19 protein-coding genes and 1 pseudogene are annotated in these 17,359 nt (G+C 34.5%); 11 read left to right on the forward strand and 9 right to left on the reverse strand.

Translation table 11 applies throughout. From position 1 onward, the window contains the following. Nucleotides 1–183: 183 nt before the first annotated feature. The 6 genes from CNQ82_RS05560 to CNQ82_RS05590 all read left to right on the forward strand — a co-directional run bounded on the left by CNQ82_RS05560 (nt 184) and on the right by CNQ82_RS05590 (nt 5,677). Nucleotides 184–798, forward strand: a complete 615-nt coding sequence (locus CNQ82_RS05560) for a succinate dehydrogenase cytochrome b558 subunit (RefSeq protein WP_095105901.1) — start codon at nt 184–186, stop codon at nt 796–798. Between the two features lie 55 nt (nt 799–853). Then, the gene (gene sdhA, locus CNQ82_RS05565) at nt 854–2,647 is read left to right on the forward strand and encodes a succinate dehydrogenase flavoprotein subunit (protein WP_123144436.1); all 1,794 of its coding nucleotides are present in this window, start codon (nt 854–856) and stop codon (nt 2,645–2,647) included. Further along, the gene (gene sdhB, locus CNQ82_RS05570; protein ID WP_095105897.1) at nt 2,647–3,471 is read left to right on the forward strand and encodes a succinate dehydrogenase iron-sulfur subunit; all 825 of its coding nucleotides are present in this window, start codon (nt 2,647–2,649) and stop codon (nt 3,469–3,471) included. The genes sdhA and sdhB overlap by 1 nt, the downstream gene beginning before the upstream one ends. A 299-nt stretch (nt 3,472–3,770) precedes the next feature. Beyond that, on the forward strand, nt 3,771–4,571 hold the full coding sequence (racE, locus tag CNQ82_RS05580) for a glutamate racemase (RefSeq protein ID WP_123144438.1): 801 nt from the start codon (nt 3,771–3,773) through the stop codon (nt 4,569–4,571). Between the two features lie 15 nt (nt 4,572–4,586). Then, complete coding sequence (locus CNQ82_RS05585; RefSeq protein WP_123144439.1) at nt 4,587–5,171, forward strand: XTP/dITP diphosphatase; 585 nt, start codon at nt 4,587–4,589, stop codon at nt 5,169–5,171. Further along, nucleotides 5,168–5,677: a YfcE family phosphodiesterase gene (locus CNQ82_RS05590; RefSeq protein WP_123144440.1), complete on the forward strand. Its 510-nt coding sequence runs from the start codon at nt 5,168–5,170 to the stop codon at nt 5,675–5,677. The genes CNQ82_RS05585 and CNQ82_RS05590 overlap by 4 nt, the downstream gene beginning before the upstream one ends. A gap of 374 nt (nt 5,678–6,051) precedes the next feature. Here the strand turns inward: CNQ82_RS05590 and CNQ82_RS05595 are convergent, their stop codons facing one another. After that, nucleotides 6,052–6,429, reverse strand: a complete 378-nt coding sequence (locus CNQ82_RS05595; protein WP_123144441.1) for a VOC family protein — start codon at nt 6,427–6,429, stop codon at nt 6,052–6,054. 112 nt (nt 6,430–6,541) lie between these two features. On the opposite strand from CNQ82_RS05595, the gene CNQ82_RS05600 reads away from it, so the two are divergent. Both CNQ82_RS05600 and CNQ82_RS05605 read left to right on the forward strand, forming a co-directional pair. Further along, complete coding sequence (locus tag CNQ82_RS05600; RefSeq protein ID WP_123144442.1) at nt 6,542–6,991, forward strand: VOC family protein; 450 nt, start codon at nt 6,542–6,544, stop codon at nt 6,989–6,991. 42 nt (nt 6,992–7,033) lie between these two features. Continuing rightward, nucleotides 7,034–7,480, forward strand: coding sequence for a GNAT family N-acetyltransferase (locus CNQ82_RS05605; protein ID WP_123144443.1), 447 nt, complete (start codon nt 7,034–7,036; stop codon nt 7,478–7,480). A gap of 73 nt (nt 7,481–7,553) precedes the next feature. Here the strand turns inward: CNQ82_RS05605 and CNQ82_RS05610 are convergent, their stop codons facing one another. Both CNQ82_RS05610 and CNQ82_RS05615 read right to left on the reverse strand, forming a co-directional pair. Then, a complete protein-coding gene (locus tag CNQ82_RS05610) occupies nt 7,554–7,808 on the reverse strand; it encodes a hypothetical protein (protein ID WP_123144444.1) in 255 nt (84 codons plus the stop codon). A gap of 114 nt (nt 7,809–7,922) precedes the next feature. Beyond that, the gene (locus tag CNQ82_RS05615) at nt 7,923–8,417 is read right to left on the reverse strand and encodes a hypothetical protein (RefSeq protein WP_123144445.1); all 495 of its coding nucleotides are present in this window, start codon (nt 8,415–8,417) and stop codon (nt 7,923–7,925) included. 184 nt (nt 8,418–8,601) lie between these two features. Here CNQ82_RS05615 and CNQ82_RS05620 point away from each other — a divergent pair, with 184 nt between their 5' ends. The 3 genes and pseudogenes from CNQ82_RS05620 to CNQ82_RS05635 form a co-directional block, all read left to right on the forward strand. Beyond that, nucleotides 8,602–9,156 (forward strand): hypothetical protein, encoded by a 555-nt coding sequence (locus CNQ82_RS05620; protein WP_123144446.1) that lies wholly within the window; start codon nt 8,602–8,604, stop codon nt 9,154–9,156. A gap of 1,141 nt (nt 9,157–10,297) precedes the next feature. Then, a complete protein-coding gene (locus tag CNQ82_RS05625; RefSeq protein ID WP_123144447.1) occupies nt 10,298–10,915 on the forward strand; it encodes an ATPase in 618 nt (205 codons plus the stop codon). Nucleotides 10,916–12,552: 1,637 nt separating this feature from the next. Then, nucleotides 12,553–12,987: pseudogene (locus CNQ82_RS05635) on the forward strand (DUF3102 domain-containing protein); the annotation flags it as partial. A gap of 482 nt (nt 12,988–13,469) precedes the next feature. On the opposite strand, the gene CNQ82_RS05640 reads toward CNQ82_RS05635, so the two are convergent. The 6 genes from CNQ82_RS05640 to CNQ82_RS05665 all read right to left on the reverse strand — a co-directional run bounded on the left by CNQ82_RS05640 (nt 13,470) and on the right by CNQ82_RS05665 (nt 17,353). Further along, complete coding sequence (locus tag CNQ82_RS05640; RefSeq protein WP_123144450.1) at nt 13,470–13,796, reverse strand: sigma-70 RNA polymerase sigma factor region 4 domain-containing protein; 327 nt, start codon at nt 13,794–13,796, stop codon at nt 13,470–13,472. Then, a complete protein-coding gene (locus CNQ82_RS05645; protein WP_123144451.1) occupies nt 13,793–14,110 on the reverse strand; it encodes a hypothetical protein in 318 nt (105 codons plus the stop codon). The genes CNQ82_RS05640 and CNQ82_RS05645 overlap by 4 nt, the downstream gene beginning before the upstream one ends. Next, on the reverse strand, nt 14,107–14,643 hold the full coding sequence (locus tag CNQ82_RS05650; RefSeq protein WP_420876467.1) for a spore coat protein: 537 nt from the start codon (nt 14,641–14,643) through the stop codon (nt 14,107–14,109). Before CNQ82_RS05650 ends, CNQ82_RS05645 begins: the two co-directional genes overlap by 4 nt. Nucleotides 14,644–14,700: 57 nt before the next feature. Continuing rightward, a complete protein-coding gene (locus CNQ82_RS05655) occupies nt 14,701–15,174 on the reverse strand; it encodes a phage terminase small subunit P27 family (protein ID WP_123144453.1) in 474 nt (157 codons plus the stop codon). 475 nt (nt 15,175–15,649) lie between these two features. Continuing rightward, nucleotides 15,650–15,736 (reverse strand): HNH endonuclease, encoded by an 87-nt coding sequence (locus CNQ82_RS13455; protein WP_420876468.1) that lies wholly within the window; start codon nt 15,734–15,736, stop codon nt 15,650–15,652. A 1,158-nt stretch (nt 15,737–16,894) separates the two neighbouring features. Next, nucleotides 16,895–17,353 carry a hypothetical protein gene (locus CNQ82_RS05665; RefSeq protein ID WP_123144454.1) on the reverse strand — a complete coding sequence of 153 codons (459 nt, stop codon included), beginning with the start codon at nt 17,351–17,353 and terminating at the stop codon, nt 16,895–16,897. Between the last annotated feature and the right edge of the window lie 6 nt (nt 17,354–17,359).

The following is a 17,359-nucleotide window of genomic DNA, read 5'->3' on the forward strand; positions in this document are numbered from 1 at the left end:
ATAGAAATACTCTTTCTGAACTTGTGGGTTGCTCGTACAGACTGTGAATTATACAACAGTGTTTTATTTAGATACTTTAAAAATTTTGATTAGGGAAAATTGTGGGACAATTTAGGGCTTTTCCAATTCATTTCCTTTGAATAAAACCATAAATACTATTTGTTTCACAGGGGGGACTTCCTTTTGGGTTATACTAAGAATCAATTCTACTTGCGACGTATTCACTCGTTACTAGGGGTTATTCCGATCGGAGCATTTTTACTTGTGCATTTGACGGTTAACCATCAGGCAACAAAAGGAGCTGGCGCATTCGACAAAGCATCTCAGTTCATGGAATCACTACCATTCTTGCTAGCACTTGAGATTTTACTTATTTACTTACCAATTTTATACCATGCATTATACGGTGTGCATATTGCTTTCACAGCTAAAGAAAATGTCGGGCATTATTCATGGTTCAGAAACTGGATGTTCATGATGCAACGTATTACAGGTGTTTTAGCGTTTATCTTCATCGCTATCCACTTCTATCAAACTAAAATTGAAATGTGGATGGGTCATAAAACACTTGGTTTCACTATGATGCATGACTTATTAAGCAATCCATTTTGGTTGGTTTTCTATATTATTTTAACTGTTGCAGTTATTTTCCACTTCGCTAATGGTTTATGGTCATTCGGCGTAACTTGGGGATTCTTGCAATCACCAAAATCACAACGTGTATTCACATGGATTTCATTAATTGTATTCATCGTAGTCGCTTATATCGGCGTGAGTGCAATCTTAGCATTTGTTTAACAGAGCATAGAATCAGCGTAAATAAAGGTTATATTTTCAGGGAGTGACATTTAATATGGCAGAGAAAAAAGTTATTGTTGTCGGCGGCGGATTGGCCGGCATGATGACAACAATTAAAATAGCAGAACAAGGTGTACATGTTGATTTATTCTCAGTTGTACCCGTAAAACGTTCGCACTCTGTGTGCGCACAAGGGGGTATTAACGGGGCTGTTAATACAAAAGGTGAAGGAGACTCACCTTGGATTCACTTCGATGATACGGTTTATGGTGGCGACTTCTTAGCTAACCAACCACCAGTAAAAGCAATGGCTGATGCAGCACCAAAAATCATTCACTTGCTTGACCGTATGGGTGTAATGTTCAACAGAACACCTGAGGGCTTATTAGACTTCCGTCGTTTCGGTGGTACAATGCACCACAGAACAGCTTATGCTGGTGCGACAACAGGTCAACAATTAGTTTATGCACTAGATGAACAAGTTCGTAAATTTGAAGTTGATGGGCTTGTAACAAAATATGAAGGATGGGAATTCTTAGGACTTGTTAAAGACCATGATGGTGCTGCACGCGGTATCGTGGCTCAAAACTTAACAGATGCTAAAATCGACTCATTCCGTTCAGATGCAGTTGTTATGGCGACTGGTGGTCCTGGTATCATCTTCGGTAAAACAACAAACTCTATGATCAACACAGGTTCAGCAGCATCTATCGTTTACCAACAAGGTGCGGTATATGCAAACGGTGAATTTATCCAAATCCACCCAACTGCAATTCCTGGTGATGATAAATTACGTTTAATGAGTGAATCAGCGCGTGGTGAAGGTGGCCGTATTTGGACATACAAAGATGGTAAACCTTGGTATTTCTTAGAAGAAAAATATCCTGACTATGGTAACTTAGTGCCACGTGACATCGCTACACGTGAAATCTTCGATGTTTGTGTGAACCAAAAATTAGGTATCAACGGTGAAAACATGGTTTACCTTGACCTTTCACATAAAGATCCGCATGAATTAGATGTTAAATTAGGCGGTATCATCGAAATTTATGAAAAATTCACTGGTGACGACCCACGTAAAGTACCAATGAAAATCTTCCCAGCCGTTCACTATTCAATGGGTGGATTGTATGTAGACTATGATCAACACACAACTATTAAAGGATTATTTGCAGCAGGAGAATGTGACTTCTCACAACATGGTGGTAACCGTTTAGGTGCGAACTCATTATTATCTGCAATTTACGGCGGTACTGTAGCGGGCCCTAACGCAGTTAAATACATTGATACAGTTGAACAATCATACACTGAATTAGATGACAGCTTGTATCAAGACAGAGTTGACGAAGAACAAAAACGTTTCGACGAATTATTGAATATGAAAGGTACTGAAAATGCCTTCAAACTTCATCGCGAACTTGGTGAAGTCATGACTAAACATGTAACTGTAGTTCGTGAAAACAAAGCATTACTTGAAACTGACGAAAAAATTCTTGAGTTGATGAGACGTTATAAAGACATCGACATGGAAGATACACAAACTTGGAGTAACCAAGCAGTATTCTTCACACGTCAATTATGGAATATGTTAGTGCTTGCACGTGTTATCACTATCGGTGCTTATAATCGTAACGAATCACGTGGTGCCCACTATAAACCAGAATTCCCTAATCGTAATGATGAAGAATGGTTGAAAACAACAATGGCACATTACAATGGTAAATATGAAGCACCTACATTCACATATGAAGATGTAGATATCAGCTTGATTCCACCGCGTAAACGTGACTACTCAAGTAAATCGAAAACTGCAGAACATAAGGAAGAAGAAGAAGGGAGCGAATCATAATGGCAGAAGAAGTAAAAGACCAAGCTGTTGAGCAACATCATCAACAACAGCAAGCTTCTAATAAACAAAAAACTGTAACTTTGATTATTAAACGACAAGATACAAGTGACTCTCAGCCATATGAAGAAAAATTCGAGATTCCTTATCGTGAAAACTTGAATGTTATTGCGTGCTTGATGGAAATCAGACGTAATCCAATCAATACTAAAGGTGAAAAAGTAGCACCTGTAACTTGGGATATGAACTGTTTGGAAGAAGTTTGTGGTGCTTGTTCAATGGTTATCAACGGCCATGCACGTCAAGCATGTTCAGCAATCGTTGACCAATTAGAACAACCGATTCGCTTAGAACCAATGAAAACTTTCCCAATCATTCGTGACTTGCAAGTTGATCGTTCACGCATGTTCGACAACTTGAAACGTATGAAAGCTTGGATTCCAATCGATGGTACTTACGATTTAGGTCCAGGACCTCGTATGCCTGAGAAAAAACGTCAAACTGCTTATGAGTTATCTAAATGTATGACTTGCGGTGTATGTTTAGAAGTTTGTCCTAACGTAACTAAAAATAATGGTTTCGTTGGTGCACAAGCCATTTCACAAGTACGTTTATTCAACCTACATCCAACAGGTTCAATGACTAAAGATGAACGTCTAGATGCATTGATGGGTGCAGGCGGTTTACAAGAATGCGGTAACTCTCAAAACTGTGTAAATGCTTGTCCAAAAGGTATTCCTTTGACAACTTCAATCGCAGCATTAAACAGAGAAACTTCATTCTATATGTTTAAATCATTCTTTGGTTCAGATCACCAAGTAAACTAATTAATATTGATATAGAACGGCCTGAGGCATTATTAAATGTCTCAGGCCTTTTTTGGTGCGTGCTTGCTAATTGTAGAAAAGGGCGCAAGGGGGGGATATATTGGCCAAGATTCGAAGCAACATGTCCAATATATCCGCTCTCCTCTATGGTTAGCCGTCTTTCTTCATTCCATCCTCTCTCCAAAGGTTTCTTTCGGCGGAGCCGGGGAGATAAGGAACACAAATTCTGATTAATTCAATGCATTTGGTGATTGTGATAAAATATAGTTTAAGAATGTTTTGCACGAGGATGAGTAGAGATGAACAAACCTATTGGAGTGATTGACTCAGGAGTCGGCGGCCTCACTGTAGCCAAGGAAATTATGCGTCAGCTGCCGAATGAAACGATTTATTATTTAGGTGATAGTGCACGTTGTCCTTATGGCCCTCGACCTGGTGATGAGGTGCGGAAGTTTACGGTGCAGTTAGCGCAGAAGTTAATGGAATTTGATATCAAGATGTTGGTGATTGCGTGTAATACGGCGACTGCAGTGGCTTTGGAAACGTTGAAGGAATTGTTGCCGATTCCTGTTATCGGAGTGGTTGAACCGGGTTCACGCACGGCGATTATGACGACGAAGAATAATAATGTGATGGTGCTCGGCACTGAGGGTACGATTAAATCTGAAGCGTATACGAAGCATATTAAAGCGATTAATCCGAATGTTGAAGTGACTGGCGTTGCTTGTCCAGACTTTGTACCGTTGGTGGAACAGATGCGTTATCATGACCCGGTCCCAACGAATATTGTGATTCACCAAACGTTGAGAGCGTTTCGTAATAATAAAGCGGATACGGTAATATTAGGTTGTACGCATTATCCGTTGTTGTTTGAGCCGATTTATGAATATTTTGGTGGTACGAAAACGGTGATTTCTTCTGGTTTGGAAACTGCGCGTGAAGTGAGTGCGTTGTTGACGTTCAGTAATGAACATGCGCCTTATACGCCGAATCCGCAACACCGTTTCTTTGCGACAGGAGATACGGAGCATATTGAATATATTATTTCGCAATGGTTGAAGTTGGATGATGTCGTAGTCACAATGGTAAAAGTCGATTAAATAGAGGTGGAACAGATGGAAGATTTAGTAATAGCAACAGGAAATAAAGGTAAAATTAATGATTTCAAAGTGATTTTTCCTGAGTATAACGTCATTGGCATCGGTGAATTGATTGAGGGGTTTGATGTGGAAGAAACTGGCTCAACTTTCGAAGAGAATGCTAAATTGAAATCAGAAGCGGCGGCTCAAGCATTAGGTAAACGGATTATCGCGGATGACAGCGGTCTTGCAGTAGACGCGTTAAATGGAGAACCTGGTATTTATTCCGCACGTTACGCGGGGACAGATAAAGATGATGAAGCGAATATCGTAAAGTTGTTGAATAATTTAGGTGAAAATGACAATCGTCAAGCCCAGTTCGTTTGCGTCATCAGTATGAGTGCGCCGAATGAAGAAACGGTGACTTTCCGAGGCACAGTTGATGGCGAAATTACACATGCGAAAGAAGGCGACAATGGATTCGGTTATGATCCGATATTCTATGTTCCTGAAAAAGGTAAAACGATGGCACAGCTCTCTGCTGAAGAAAAAGGAGAAATCAGTCATAGACGTCGTGCAATTGATAAACTGCGAAACTATTTAAAGGGTGATCAAATTTGAATAGATGGTTAATTGTCAGTGATAATCATACGGAAGCGGGTATCTTATTTGAAGTGTTTAATCACTACGATGAAGTAGATGTAGCGATTCACTTGGGCGACTCAGAATTTCAATATGATGATACGGAACTCAGTTTATATCGACGTGTGAAGGGCAATTGCGATTTTTATCCGGAGTTTCCGGGAGAAGAAGTGGTGGAAGCGGATGGTGTACGTGCGTTTTATACGCATGGCCATATGTATAATGTCAATACGACACGCATGCAACTAGCTGAAAAAGCAAAATCACTAGCATGCCAATTTGCTTTCTATGGTCACACTCATATTGCACGTTATGAAGAAATTGCTGGTGTACATGTCATTAATCCTGGCAGTATTTCTCAATCGAGAAGTAGCACTGAGGAAACTTACGCGGAATTGCTGCTTAATGAAAATGAGCAAACAGCCAAGTTAAATTTCCGTAATCGCCAACATGCAATTATTGATACAGTTGAATTTACGATATAAAAAATTGCCAGCGTATAGGCACCTCTTTGCAGTGCTGATTGACGCTGGCTTCTTTTTATTATTCATGATTAGGAAAATCTATCAGTGACAAAATAAACATAACGGTTGGCGGTATGGTAAAAAAAAGCCTAACATACCGACGATTAAAAACATATGTAGACCGATTATAGTTCCACCTAATGATAAAATACTGATAGATTTAGGGTCTTCGGAAAATATAGATGCCATTGTATAGCTTCTACTTATAATATGATTGCTTAACGTTATCAAGGACACTATAACATGTATGGACGATAGATAATGTTCTAATTCCTAAGTGACCGGTGTCATTGCAAAATCGTCTCTGACTTTTCTTACGTGCGGAGGTTCAGAAATTATTTATTTTCTGTCACAGCAAAATAATTATCTTCAGAATCAGCGAAATTGAATACTCGGCCTTGTGGAGATTCAACCAGTTCTCCTACAAAAATACCTTTGCTTTGAAAATCTTCGTAAAGATGATCGATATCATCTGTGCCGAACATCAAAGAAGGCGTTTCTGTGCTAATACCCAGCGACATGGCTTCAACCTTGGCTTTATCATGCAAGACAATTTCTGTTTGTGATTGTGCTGAAGGCTTTACAACAATTGTTCGAATGGCTTGATTGGCCACATCCGAGACTTCTACAAAGCCTAATTTTTCAATCCAAAAGGTCTTCGCAGCTTCTTGGTCGTATACATATAACATAACTTGATCTAATTGATTAATCATTCTTTCACCTCAAATAAGTTTCATAGTCTCTTACCTTTAACTAAAGTGTTTGAAACATAGTATAATAAGGTAAGTGAAAGTGCATATTTTTTAAAAAAAGGAGCCTAAACTAATGACTCAATTATATCCATATTTAGCATTTGAGAATACTAAAGAAGCTTTGCAATATTACGAAGAAGTGTTTGGCGCGACCCACATCAATCGCTTGCCCGTTCAGCGTGAACAAGCTGAAAATCTCGGCATCGATCCTGATAAAGCAGAAGACAGTACGATGCATGCAGAATTTAAGGTAGCAGACGTAACTTTGTTTGCTTCAGACGCATTTGACAACTCTGAAGATTATACTATCACGCGAGGCATTTCCTTATTAATTGATTACGATATTAATGATGCAGAAGACGCTAAACGTGTAGAAGCTTTGTATGAAAAAGTAAAAGACGATGAATCTATTATTGTAGAGATGCCGTTAGCCGATCAATTCTGGGGAGGCAAGATGGGTGCTTTTTCAGATAAATATAACGTACGTTGGATGCTTCACGGACAAGATCATAGTAAAGAATAATGAGCAGGTTAGTTAAAATCGACGTAATGAAAGGACAAGAATATGGAAAATATCGAAACACTCATTAAAAAAACACCTGAATTAACGCCCGAAGAATTAGTTCAAATTATGATTGAAAGAGTTAAAGTTTTTGTGGTTGAACAAAATTGTCCTTATCAAGAAATAGATGAGGAAGATTTTAATGCAGAACATGTTATTTTAAAAAAAGATAATCAAATTGCAGCATATGCTAGATTACTGAAAACTGAAGAAGATTTTAGAATTGGACGCGTGATTGTAGTCAAAGCTTACCGTAAAAATAAATTAGGTTACCAACTTATGGAAACTGCTATAGATGCATTAAGAAAATTGGATGCTGAAAAACCAATTAAGATTTCCGCTCAAGAACATTTACTTAAATTCTATGGCTCCTTTGGATTTAAACGTATTTCAGAAACTTATCTAGAAGATAATATCCCTCATGTTGATATGATTTTAGAGGGTAAATAATTAAATAATATTTATAAAGCAAGGCTCCTTATCTTATGTTTAGAAAACGTTACGATAAGGAGTCTTTTAAGGTTTAATATTTAAATTCAACAGAATGCTCAAACATATTATTGTGGAATTTGACTTCATGCAAGTCTGCTATGACATAATCATAGACCTTGTCATCTAAGACAACATAAAGATTCACACGTCCAACAAATACAGCTCCTTCACCGTGACCTTTGCCGTCGATTTTAGGATGCACATTCGCTTCAAATTCAAAGAGTACTTCAATCAAATCTGGTTTTTCTTTAGTTAAAACGTCAACATATTTTTGTTTTGCGTTCATTCTAAAACCTCCATATTAAAAAATATCCTGCTAAATTGTACTCATGTCGTAGTTTATAATTACCCTAAAATTCAAAGTTGATTGATGAGGGGGATAGAAATAATATTAGCCATTCTATTCAGGGTCAACTTTAACTATACTTACAAAATCAAATTGAGCATCTTGCGGTATTTTCATGATTTCTAAATTTAATGGGTGATTTGAGTTCTCGGATTTTAAGTTGTAAATGTAAGGTGGTAATTCACTCTCGAATTCTACGGGATACTTTTCCAATGAATCTACTAATAGTCGGAAATAATCTTGAGGTGAATACTCATTAATTCGCTCAGTCAATAATTTTAAATACGATTTTCCAAATAAAGATTGATGCTTTCTAATTGTTTCAAATGCGCTTTCGTTTTTTAAGCTAATTAAATTCAAATCATCTTCATTAAAACTAGTGACATCCTTTAATACTACTTGTAATGATTTGAGTTCTGGAATAAAATCTCCTTCGTAAATAAAATGATTATATTCAAAAATAAGTTTGTAGCGGTTGGAATAATGAGATGTGTTATTACTGATATATTTCAATAGGAAATCTAATTGCTGCATAAATTTTATATCCATTTTGGACAACCCCTTTACTGTTTTTAATCCATACCCCAAAACATATGAAATTGTCATTAGAATTTGAGACTTTTTTATTTTCCTCAATATTTTTGTTCGAAATACAAATTGTTGTATTAATTCATCTAGTAATATATTAAAATAAACTTTAAGGAAATATATTAACCAGACAGGGGACAGTGTAATGAAAAAATTATTAATGCTTTTATTGGCCAGCTTTTTAGTATTAGGAGCTTGCGGACAAAAGGAAGAAAGTAAATCTGATGACCAAAAATCAGAAACGACTCAAAAAAAGGACAAAAAAGAGGATAAGAAAAAATCAGATAGCAAGAAAGAAAGCAAAAAAGAGAGCGAAGAAAACAATCAAAATCAAGAAACAGCTGTGCAAAATGACGACCAACAACAAGCAGATCAACAAAACATGAATGTGCAAAATAATGAGCAACAAAATACGCAGCAAGCAACTGCTCCACAAAACAACCAGCAACAAAATGCTAATGTACAAAACAATCAGCAAGCCGCTCAACCTCAACAATCTCAAGCTTTAACAAAAGATGAAGTGACTCAGAAATTAAAAAGTGGTCAAAACGTGAATGGTGTGGTTGATGCAGAAGGCAACACATGGCATCAAGCTCCAGGTGGCGGTGATGCAGTGGGTATGACTAAACCAGATGGTACGACATGCACTGTAGGAGGATGTATGACACCTGATGGAAGATCAGTGCCAGATGAGGAATAGTAAATATTAATAAAAGGTAACGGGAGCTGAGATATTATTATGTCTTAGCTTCTTCAAATATATACATGTTTAAAAGTTTTATAGAAAAACTATTAATGAAAAATATTGAACAGTGCAGAAAAATAACAGCTAGACGAAAAATTATTAAATAACAGTATGCATGAATTGAAATCACAAATAGTTTTTTAGGGAACATTCAAGTGACATTTTAATATGTTATTAAATACTAACGAATATTAGACAAAAAAAGAAACGTTGAAATATCAACGTTTCTCAAGGGTTGGGCAAAGAATATATAAAATATTCTCCTCTATGGACGTCCTGGGAGGAAGAAATGAGGATATTTCTCATTATCCTACATTTTCAAAATCGCACAATATCAAGTTTTTTACAGTTCTCATTGTCTTCCATTATCCCTTAATATCTAATCATTTTCCCTATTTTTTCCCTAAATATTTTTCTCGAGAGTTGTCTCAAAAACGGACCGCATGCTTTACATATAGAATTATGTAATTATACATATTCAAGTTTTCTTTTTGTTGAGGGAGTAAGCTGTGTGAGTAATAAAAAGCCACCATACAAAGTATGATGACCTTAAAGTAAATCTAATGTTAACAGTGAATATGCACACCCAAGAGGTGTGGTAGAACTTAAAAACGCACACAACACAAGTTATATGCCACTACTGAAAAAATGGCACATAAAATATTTTAGCATATATTTAGGAAAAAATCAATTACTTTTAGTTTATCATTTCTTTAATAGGTTTTATATAGCATAACGCCCCCTTGCTTTCTCATGTAGCAAAGGGGGGTAGCCTTCAAATATATAGGGGTACTACTTATAAAATGAGTAATATTAGTAAGTCTGGGGCTCGGCTTACTTATTTACTATATCCTTATAATAACTAATTAAACATGTTTTAAGCAAATTTTTAAGATAAAACTATTTTAAGACATAATCTTTCTGACTAATGAATACTAGGTTAGGTGTCAAATCACTTACTAATGCACATTCTGGTAGCAATAGCATTATTTTTAATAAGGGTACGGTGGTGTACCCAGTAAATATAGCTTTTGTTTATCGTTCTGTATGACATATATAATTATATGTTATAATTAAAGAAAAAGTAGGTGAGGGTTTGGCTCAAGTAATTACAAGTTTGATACTTACCGGATTTTTGGGTTATATTCCTTATAAATACTTAGTTTTAATCGGTTTGGTAAGTGAAGATAGGCAAACAATTAATGCCCCAATATTATTATTATTTTCAGTTGAGACAATAATAATTTGGTGTACAGCATTTGCTTTTGTATATGGAAATATAGACATATCCAATCTATACACGTCTGAATTCATTACCCTAACAAAATTATCTATTGTTTTTACCCTATTGTTTATATTAGTAATATTTATTTTTAATCCATTAATTATCAATTCTATAATCAAACTGGTTAACATCACTCGTATGAAGTTCAATCTAGACAAAATGAGTATTCTTGATAAAAGAGATGAATTATTTAATAACAATCGCAAACCGGTTTTTATAGTCATAAGAGATTTTGAAAACAAAATTCTTAATGAAGGAGAGTTAATAACTTATAATTCCTCAGGTAGTGATTTTGATTTACTAGAAATAAAACCTCAAAAATTTAAAGTTTCTAATTTGCCATATGAAGACGATTACTACACAACTCATACCATTATTGATTTAAAGCAAAAAGTGAAATTAGAGTTGTATTTAATGAAAATAAGCTAACCTTTATTTTTCATCACTTCTTTTTGTAATGACTTGGGTGCATTAAGGAAGTTGTCTTTTTGAGTGTTTTCTAGATTTGTAGAAAACTGATTTAAGTTAATATAGTAATAAACTTGATTTCTATCTAAGCCTCCACTTTCATACCATTTAACAAAAACACCATGCTTCATAAAAATTTTCACGGAATAAAAAACCGCCAATTAAGGCGGTTATCACTTTAGTATAAAGGATTTTTACAATGTATAAAAACTTTTCCCGAAACATTGATTGTAATATTTAACATTCTCTTTTTCAACCATACTAAATATTAATTTTGGATACAATAAAAGCCCCTTATTCAAACGAGAAAAATAAGGGACTAATACAAGGATGCATTTACTAAAAATGCGTGTGTTTTGTAGTGTAGATTTGGTCAAATATCTACACATTAAATATATTACCGCTTATAACAGGGTTTAAACATAAATAAATGACATATTATTTTTTCACTCGTAATAATACCCGCTAAGTTATAGTCAAACGATCTTACATTTGCAGTCAAAAATTACCTCCTCATTTTACATTGTACTAACAATTGTGTAATTATGCGGCAGTTCTTTTATCAATGCAATACAGACGCTCTCTCAGCACCTATTTATATGCTTTAGCATAAATAGTTAAGGAAATTTCTAATGCTATCAATCTTAAAATTAAATGCTCATTTCTCAGAATTTTTTATATAGTATAATAGAAACCCCTTTGCTTTCTCATGTAGCAAAAGGGACAGTATTCAAATAATCAGATAGGAATATTGCTTATAAAAGCACCTGTAAGTCTGGGACAAGACTTACTTATTTATTATCTCCTTATAATGATCAATAAAACATGTTTAAAGATTTTTTAACTTTTCCCTGTTACACGTATCAGAATGCACTTTTGCGTTGTGTACTTTTACAAAAACCAATTTTGGTTTCTGTGTCAAAGCTCAAATTTGAGTTATGAATATAGTTACATCAGCACAAATTTTATACTCGTTTCTAATACATCATTTCAGTGCGTTAAGTTTAGTATATGACTATCCTATCATTTAAGTACCGCAGTTTTTAGAAACCTCTTATGCAAATCAGAACTTTCATGTTACTATATATACGTACCTTCAAGGTACATTTTAGTCATACTATGCCTTTTTTTGATGATTTTAGCGAGTCACTACACCGTAATGTAGTGACTTTTTTTGTATAACACTCTATAACTGTATATATCAATGCAACACAGACACCCTCTCAGTATAAAAAACCGCCAATTAAGGCGGTTAGGGATTGTCAAAATCAATTAAGAGAGTTTTGTTAATGAAAAATGCATTATTTCTATATTGTCTATTTCTTGAAATAACAACAATCCCTAATCAAAATATACAATAAATACATCATCTATACAATAAAAAGCCACTATCTTGTAAAGATAGCAGCTTATCATGTTAAGGATATAGGAGGTTATACTTAATTATAACCGACTTTTTGAATTTAAAACACAATTCCTGTCACTCGATCAACTGACATTTAATGTTTCAACTGATAATAACGATTAACCCGTAAAAGGAGGTGGGAAGGTAAAACGAATTACAACTCAGTAACGACTTAACCACAATAGAAACAGAAATTAAAAGTTATCAAAACATCGCTGGTCAATCGATTTTTGAAATTGGTCGTAGATTAAAACATGTAAAAGAGAATGACTTAGCACATGGAGAATTTGGTAAGTGGCTTGAAAAAGTAAATATGAGCAGAAGTACTGCTAGAAGATTTATGAAGGTGGCTGAAAATCCAGAATTAAATTCGCCATCGATGGCGAATTTAGGAACTAGTATTTTGTATGAAATAGCAACTCTTCCTGATAAAGAAAGAGAAAAAGAACATTTAACTTCAAGCGGAGAAAAGAAAACACCAGATGAAATGACACAAAGAGAATTACAAGATTTAAAAAAACAACTCAAGCAACGCGACGAACAAAACGCTCAACTTCAATCTCAAGTAGAACAAGCGCAACGTTCCGAAGAGATTGCACGTAAGCAACTAGAAGAAGCAGAGAATAGATAGCCGGAAGTAATTGAGAAATACATCATCTATACAATAAAAAGCCACTATCTTGTAAAGATAGCAGCTTATCATGATAGTATAGGAACGTATAATTACTATAGCCAACTTTTTTAAATTTAAAACATAATTCCTACAACTCGTTCTACTAATGTTTGTTATTTGACAATTTAATATTAATCTACCTTTACTAATCCTTCATTTAATTGCAATGAGTCACACACTTATCCGCCAATCTTTCTCTCAGTGAAAAATAAAGGCTCTCTCAGCCTGTTAAAATATAGAAAGTCCGTGTTTATAGCAGTGATTGCATTACTTCATTCAATACTATGATGATCTACTAATTTTAAAGTAGTTACTTCATATATATTTTGACTTTACCAATTGCTACGGGTACTTTAATAACTGCAACTATATTATTATATTTCACTTTAACAACTAGCTTCATTTAAAATAAATGTCTATATAGAAAAAGCCACCTCTTAAGGTAGCTTATCTAGTAATCGGCTAAATATCTGTTGAACACGTCCGCTTGTAACCATGAGCATTTCTCCTATTTTTTCATACGACCAACCATGCGCGAGCAAATCAAAAACAACGAACTCTTTTTCTGTACCAATGTTTTCAATTACTGACGATAATTCATTAAAAAATATATGTTCTTCAAAATTATCGCTCATTTCTATCGATGTTGTAGGTTGATCTAGTGAAAAGAAGTCATCTATGTCTTGTTCTACTGGTGGTTCATCGATAGGGCGGCTCTCATAGCTTAATATAAAGGCTCTAACGCTCTCTTTATCATATATCATATATAAACACTGGCTTTTGCAACACGGCCTAATATTACTGCTCTAGCATGTTTGATTGTATTCTCTGTTACCCCTAAAACATCTGCGATAATGTCATAAGGCTGTTTATCCCACCATAACATCTTAATTAATTGCTGCTCTTGTAGCGTCGCATTGTTATATACTTCGGTAATTCCTTTTACGATACTTTTAACTCTATTGTATCTCTGTTCTGTCACTTGGCTAGCTTGTGTTTTGTACTCATCAACTAATATTTGATAGTTTTCCATATATCCACTCAGAATTTTGTAATCGAAACTCTTTAAAGAACTCATATAACTAGCTCCTCTTTTTGCGTTTGCAATGCAGCTCTTACTTTTCCCACTTCTTCATCAAAATATTTTCTTTGGTCTTTCAAGTGGCCTCTCTGGCGCATTAGACGGGCTTCATGCGTGTTTTTATATAAATCTTCACATAACTTCTCAATGCTCTTATAAGGCTTATAAACACCGTTTGTACGCATGTAGTGCATTATCTCTTGTTGCTCATGATATGGGTAGGCGCTGACAATGCTTTTAAGTAAATTCATGCGTTTCAATGAGTGATTTTTGTAACGTTCCAACTCTTCTTTTTTCTCAACAATCCATATAACCAACTTCTCTAATGGATAACTGGTGAAAACTACACCTGTTGCTTCATCACAAGCCATATGCGAGATGTTCAGATGATACATTGCTTTTATTTGTTCTTCGAGCGCTTGGCATTTTCTGTTTATAAATTGAGGATTGTATTTAACCAATAACTCATATTCTGAAATTCTTTCTTCTCTTTCATAATTGAAAGTATTTTCACTTTTATTCAGCAACAGCTCTGCACTCCTTTAAACTTTATCTATTTTATTTTCTGATTGGCTTTGTACTTTTGTTTAGTCGTTATCTGAAATCCCGAATTGGTCATATACAGATTGTTTCTTAGGAGTTTCATTTTTAGGATCTAATATCTTTAGTCTGGATTCTACTGTTAAGCCTAACTTAGATGAAATACTATTCAATTGTGCCAGTGCATCGCGCTTAATAGCATGGTTTTGGTTTAATTTAGTGCCTCTTTCAGTAACAACTACTGCTCCTTCTTGCTTCATACGTTCAGTGGCTTGAATATAATCCGAATAAGCTTGACAGTATGCTGATACTAGCGCTAAATCTAAGCTGGCAATAGGTAACTCTTTTAATAGCGGATATATTCTAAACCATTCCTGTTTTGCTCTATCGTCTAACCACTCTGGCGGTTCTGCCTCTAAAGATGTTAGCTTTTTCATTGCTTCTTCTGTCGCTTTCTTATTTTCTTGTACTTCTCTAGTGAGTCGTGATTTTTGTTGTGATAATAACTTTCTTTGTGCCAAATACAACCACCCCTTAATCAATGAAGTATTTTAAATAATAAAATGTTGAGAATACGTAGTTACAAAATCAAACTGCAGTTTTCTTTTTCTTATACAAGACTAATTAATGACAAAATTTGTGTGGCATCAAATTAATATCCTTATTCAATGCAGCTAATCTAGTTAACTAACAGAATAGTTACAAGATATTAAATTGATATGGTTAACTTTAACCGTGATAGATAAACAGGGCGACTATATAGAGTTTTCTTCAAGTTCATCTAGTAAGTAAGCTAACTTACACTTTAAACACTCTCTATAAGCCTATTGAAGCCTTATTTAAAAGGATTTCTTCACGAATATTCACCTTTTATTTTCAACTTTTGGTTACGTTTAAGGCCGGCTCGTTTTCAACGTTCTCTCAACACCCACCCGGTTTTTCTTCGCCCCGCAAAAAAAATTTCCCAAAAAAATAATTTCAAAAAACTTCAAAATTTTATCTGCCGTGAATTTTATTGTGGCAGCTAAAACACACTACCTCTAAATTTTCGGTATCCAGTCTTTTAATCCAGTCCCTCAGCATTATCTATATTGATATATTTACCTTCACTAATTACCATGCTCTCTAATTGCTTCATATAAGCCTGTCATCAGCTTTTAACCAGTTCCTTACTCTTTAATCCTATTTGTTCCTATCTTTCTTACAATAAGCCTGAAATTGCAATTCAAACTATTCTATTTATGTTTGTTCTCTCAACATTTCTATAATTATTCTTCATTCTTTTTTATTTATAATTTCTTCTCTCTTGATCTAAATATTTTTTTATCTTGAAAGCAAAACTACAAATCGAAATCACAAAACAAATTCAAATTATTTTTTTAGTTTCATTTCTCATTTCAAAATTCTATTTCACTTTCTGAATTTCAAAATACTTTCTGACTTCTCATTTACATTTAAACTTTCATTCTATTATCTTTAATCAAACATCAACTTCACTTTTGTTCAATCAACTAATTATCTTCTTAACTCTTTCGTCTTCTAACATAAAAGATAATTGTTTCTTCTAATTCATTCTAATTAATATATTCTCAACTCTTTTGATATTGAACACAAACATGATTGTTTCTTCTAATTCATTCTAATTAATATCTTCAAAACTTATTTGCTTACTCACATACATTTAAGTATATAATCTATGTGTATTGCCTATACACTTTAGCAAGCAATCACCTTAATGCTATAGGTTAATACCTAGACCTTTATACATGCAGTGTATATTTTGATGCAGTTATGCAATCATAGCCCTGTAACTAATATGAGGCTACTAATATATAGCGGCTATTTGCTTGTGCTGTAGGATAGTTACCTCTACATTGTATGCCTAACCTATAGGCTGTTTGGTTGTATACTGTTGAGTTATCTATACTATACGGTTAATATAATCTGCCGCATATTAATTCCAACATAAAGTTTTTGTTTGCCTTTATCTATCTATCTTTGCATAGCTTCCTACTAAGTAACTCACTGTAGCACTCATGCATGAGACCACTTATAAAAGAAAGGCCACCACATATATTGAAGTGATGACCTTGTAAACGTGCTTTAGAGTTAGAACAGCATTTGCACAAATGAAGGAGTAACTCATGGCTATTTTAGACTTTAACAAAAAGCGCTTGTTGTTAAAGATAATTATCATCTTTAATACCTTTATTATAACATAGAAAGCTCAACCGCGCTATTTTAAGCACCATTCAAATTAATAGAAACTGCTAAGATTTCACCCATGTGACTCACTCTATTATCTTTACCTTCTGCATTTTTTACATACACGTCAACACTATCCACTTTATTACCCTTGATTTGTTCAAATGCTTTATCTTTTGCATTATCGCCACTCTTCCAAGCATGAACGAGTGTATGATTTTTCTTAACTATAAACTCTCTATTATTTCTCTGACTTGAAGCAATGATAAAGTTCAAATTACCATTCATCATCACACAACTGTTTTTATTAAACTTAATCTTTTTAACTGCTTGTGGTTCGATTTCTCCTTCTTCAAAGTCGCTTACAATATTTAACTTATTATCTGCATCAGCCAGTTCTACAGGCACACTACTTGAACTAGCCAATATCATTAAATCTTCGCCGTTTTCAGTTACCTTTGCCCTGTTTCCTTTGTATCTAATAGCTGTAATCATTGCATT

This window comes from Staphylococcus debuckii, assembly GCF_003718735.1.
Taxonomy (GTDB): Bacteria; Bacillota; Bacilli; order Staphylococcales; family Staphylococcaceae; genus Staphylococcus; species Staphylococcus debuckii.

Excerpts from the sequence above, each read along its gene's own strand:
- sdhB (WP_095105897.1), top strand. The coding sequence starts at position 2,647 with ATGGCAGAAGAAGTAAAAGACCAAGCTGTTGAGCAACATCATCAACAA.
- sdhA (WP_123144436.1), top strand. The coding sequence starts at position 854 with ATGGCAGAGAAAAAAGTTATTGTTGTCGGCGGCGGATTGGCCGGCATG.
- CNQ82_RS05615 (WP_123144445.1), bottom strand. The coding sequence starts at position 8,417 with ATGGATATAAAATTTATGCAGCAATTAGATTTCCTATTGAAATATATC.
- CNQ82_RS05620 (WP_123144446.1), top strand. The coding sequence starts at position 8,602 with ATGAAAAAATTATTAATGCTTTTATTGGCCAGCTTTTTAGTATTAGGA.
- CNQ82_RS05605 (WP_123144443.1), top strand. The coding sequence starts at position 7,034 with ATGGAAAATATCGAAACACTCATTAAAAAAACACCTGAATTAACGCCC.
- CNQ82_RS05600 (WP_123144442.1), top strand. The coding sequence starts at position 6,542 with ATGACTCAATTATATCCATATTTAGCATTTGAGAATACTAAAGAAGCT.
- racE (WP_123144438.1), top strand. The coding sequence starts at position 3,771 with ATGAACAAACCTATTGGAGTGATTGACTCAGGAGTCGGCGGCCTCACT.
- CNQ82_RS13455 (WP_420876468.1), bottom strand. The coding sequence starts at position 15,736 with ATGCTGAGGGACTGGATTAAAAGACTGGATACCGAAAATTTAGAGGTA.
- CNQ82_RS05585 (WP_123144439.1), top strand. The coding sequence starts at position 4,587 with ATGGAAGATTTAGTAATAGCAACAGGAAATAAAGGTAAAATTAATGAT.
- CNQ82_RS05595 (WP_123144441.1), bottom strand. The coding sequence starts at position 6,429 with ATGATTAATCAATTAGATCAAGTTATGTTATATGTATACGACCAAGAA.
- CNQ82_RS05610 (WP_123144444.1), bottom strand. The coding sequence starts at position 7,808 with ATGAACGCAAAACAAAAATATGTTGACGTTTTAACTAAAGAAAAACCA.
- CNQ82_RS05645 (WP_123144451.1), bottom strand. The coding sequence starts at position 14,110 with ATGAGTTCTTTAAAGAGTTTCGATTACAAAATTCTGAGTGGATATATG.
- CNQ82_RS05640 (WP_123144450.1), bottom strand. The coding sequence starts at position 13,796 with ATGATATATGATAAAGAGAGCGTTAGAGCCTTTATATTAAGCTATGAG.
- CNQ82_RS05665 (WP_123144454.1), bottom strand. The coding sequence starts at position 17,353 with ATGATTACAGCTATTAGATACAAAGGAAACAGGGCAAAGGTAACTGAA.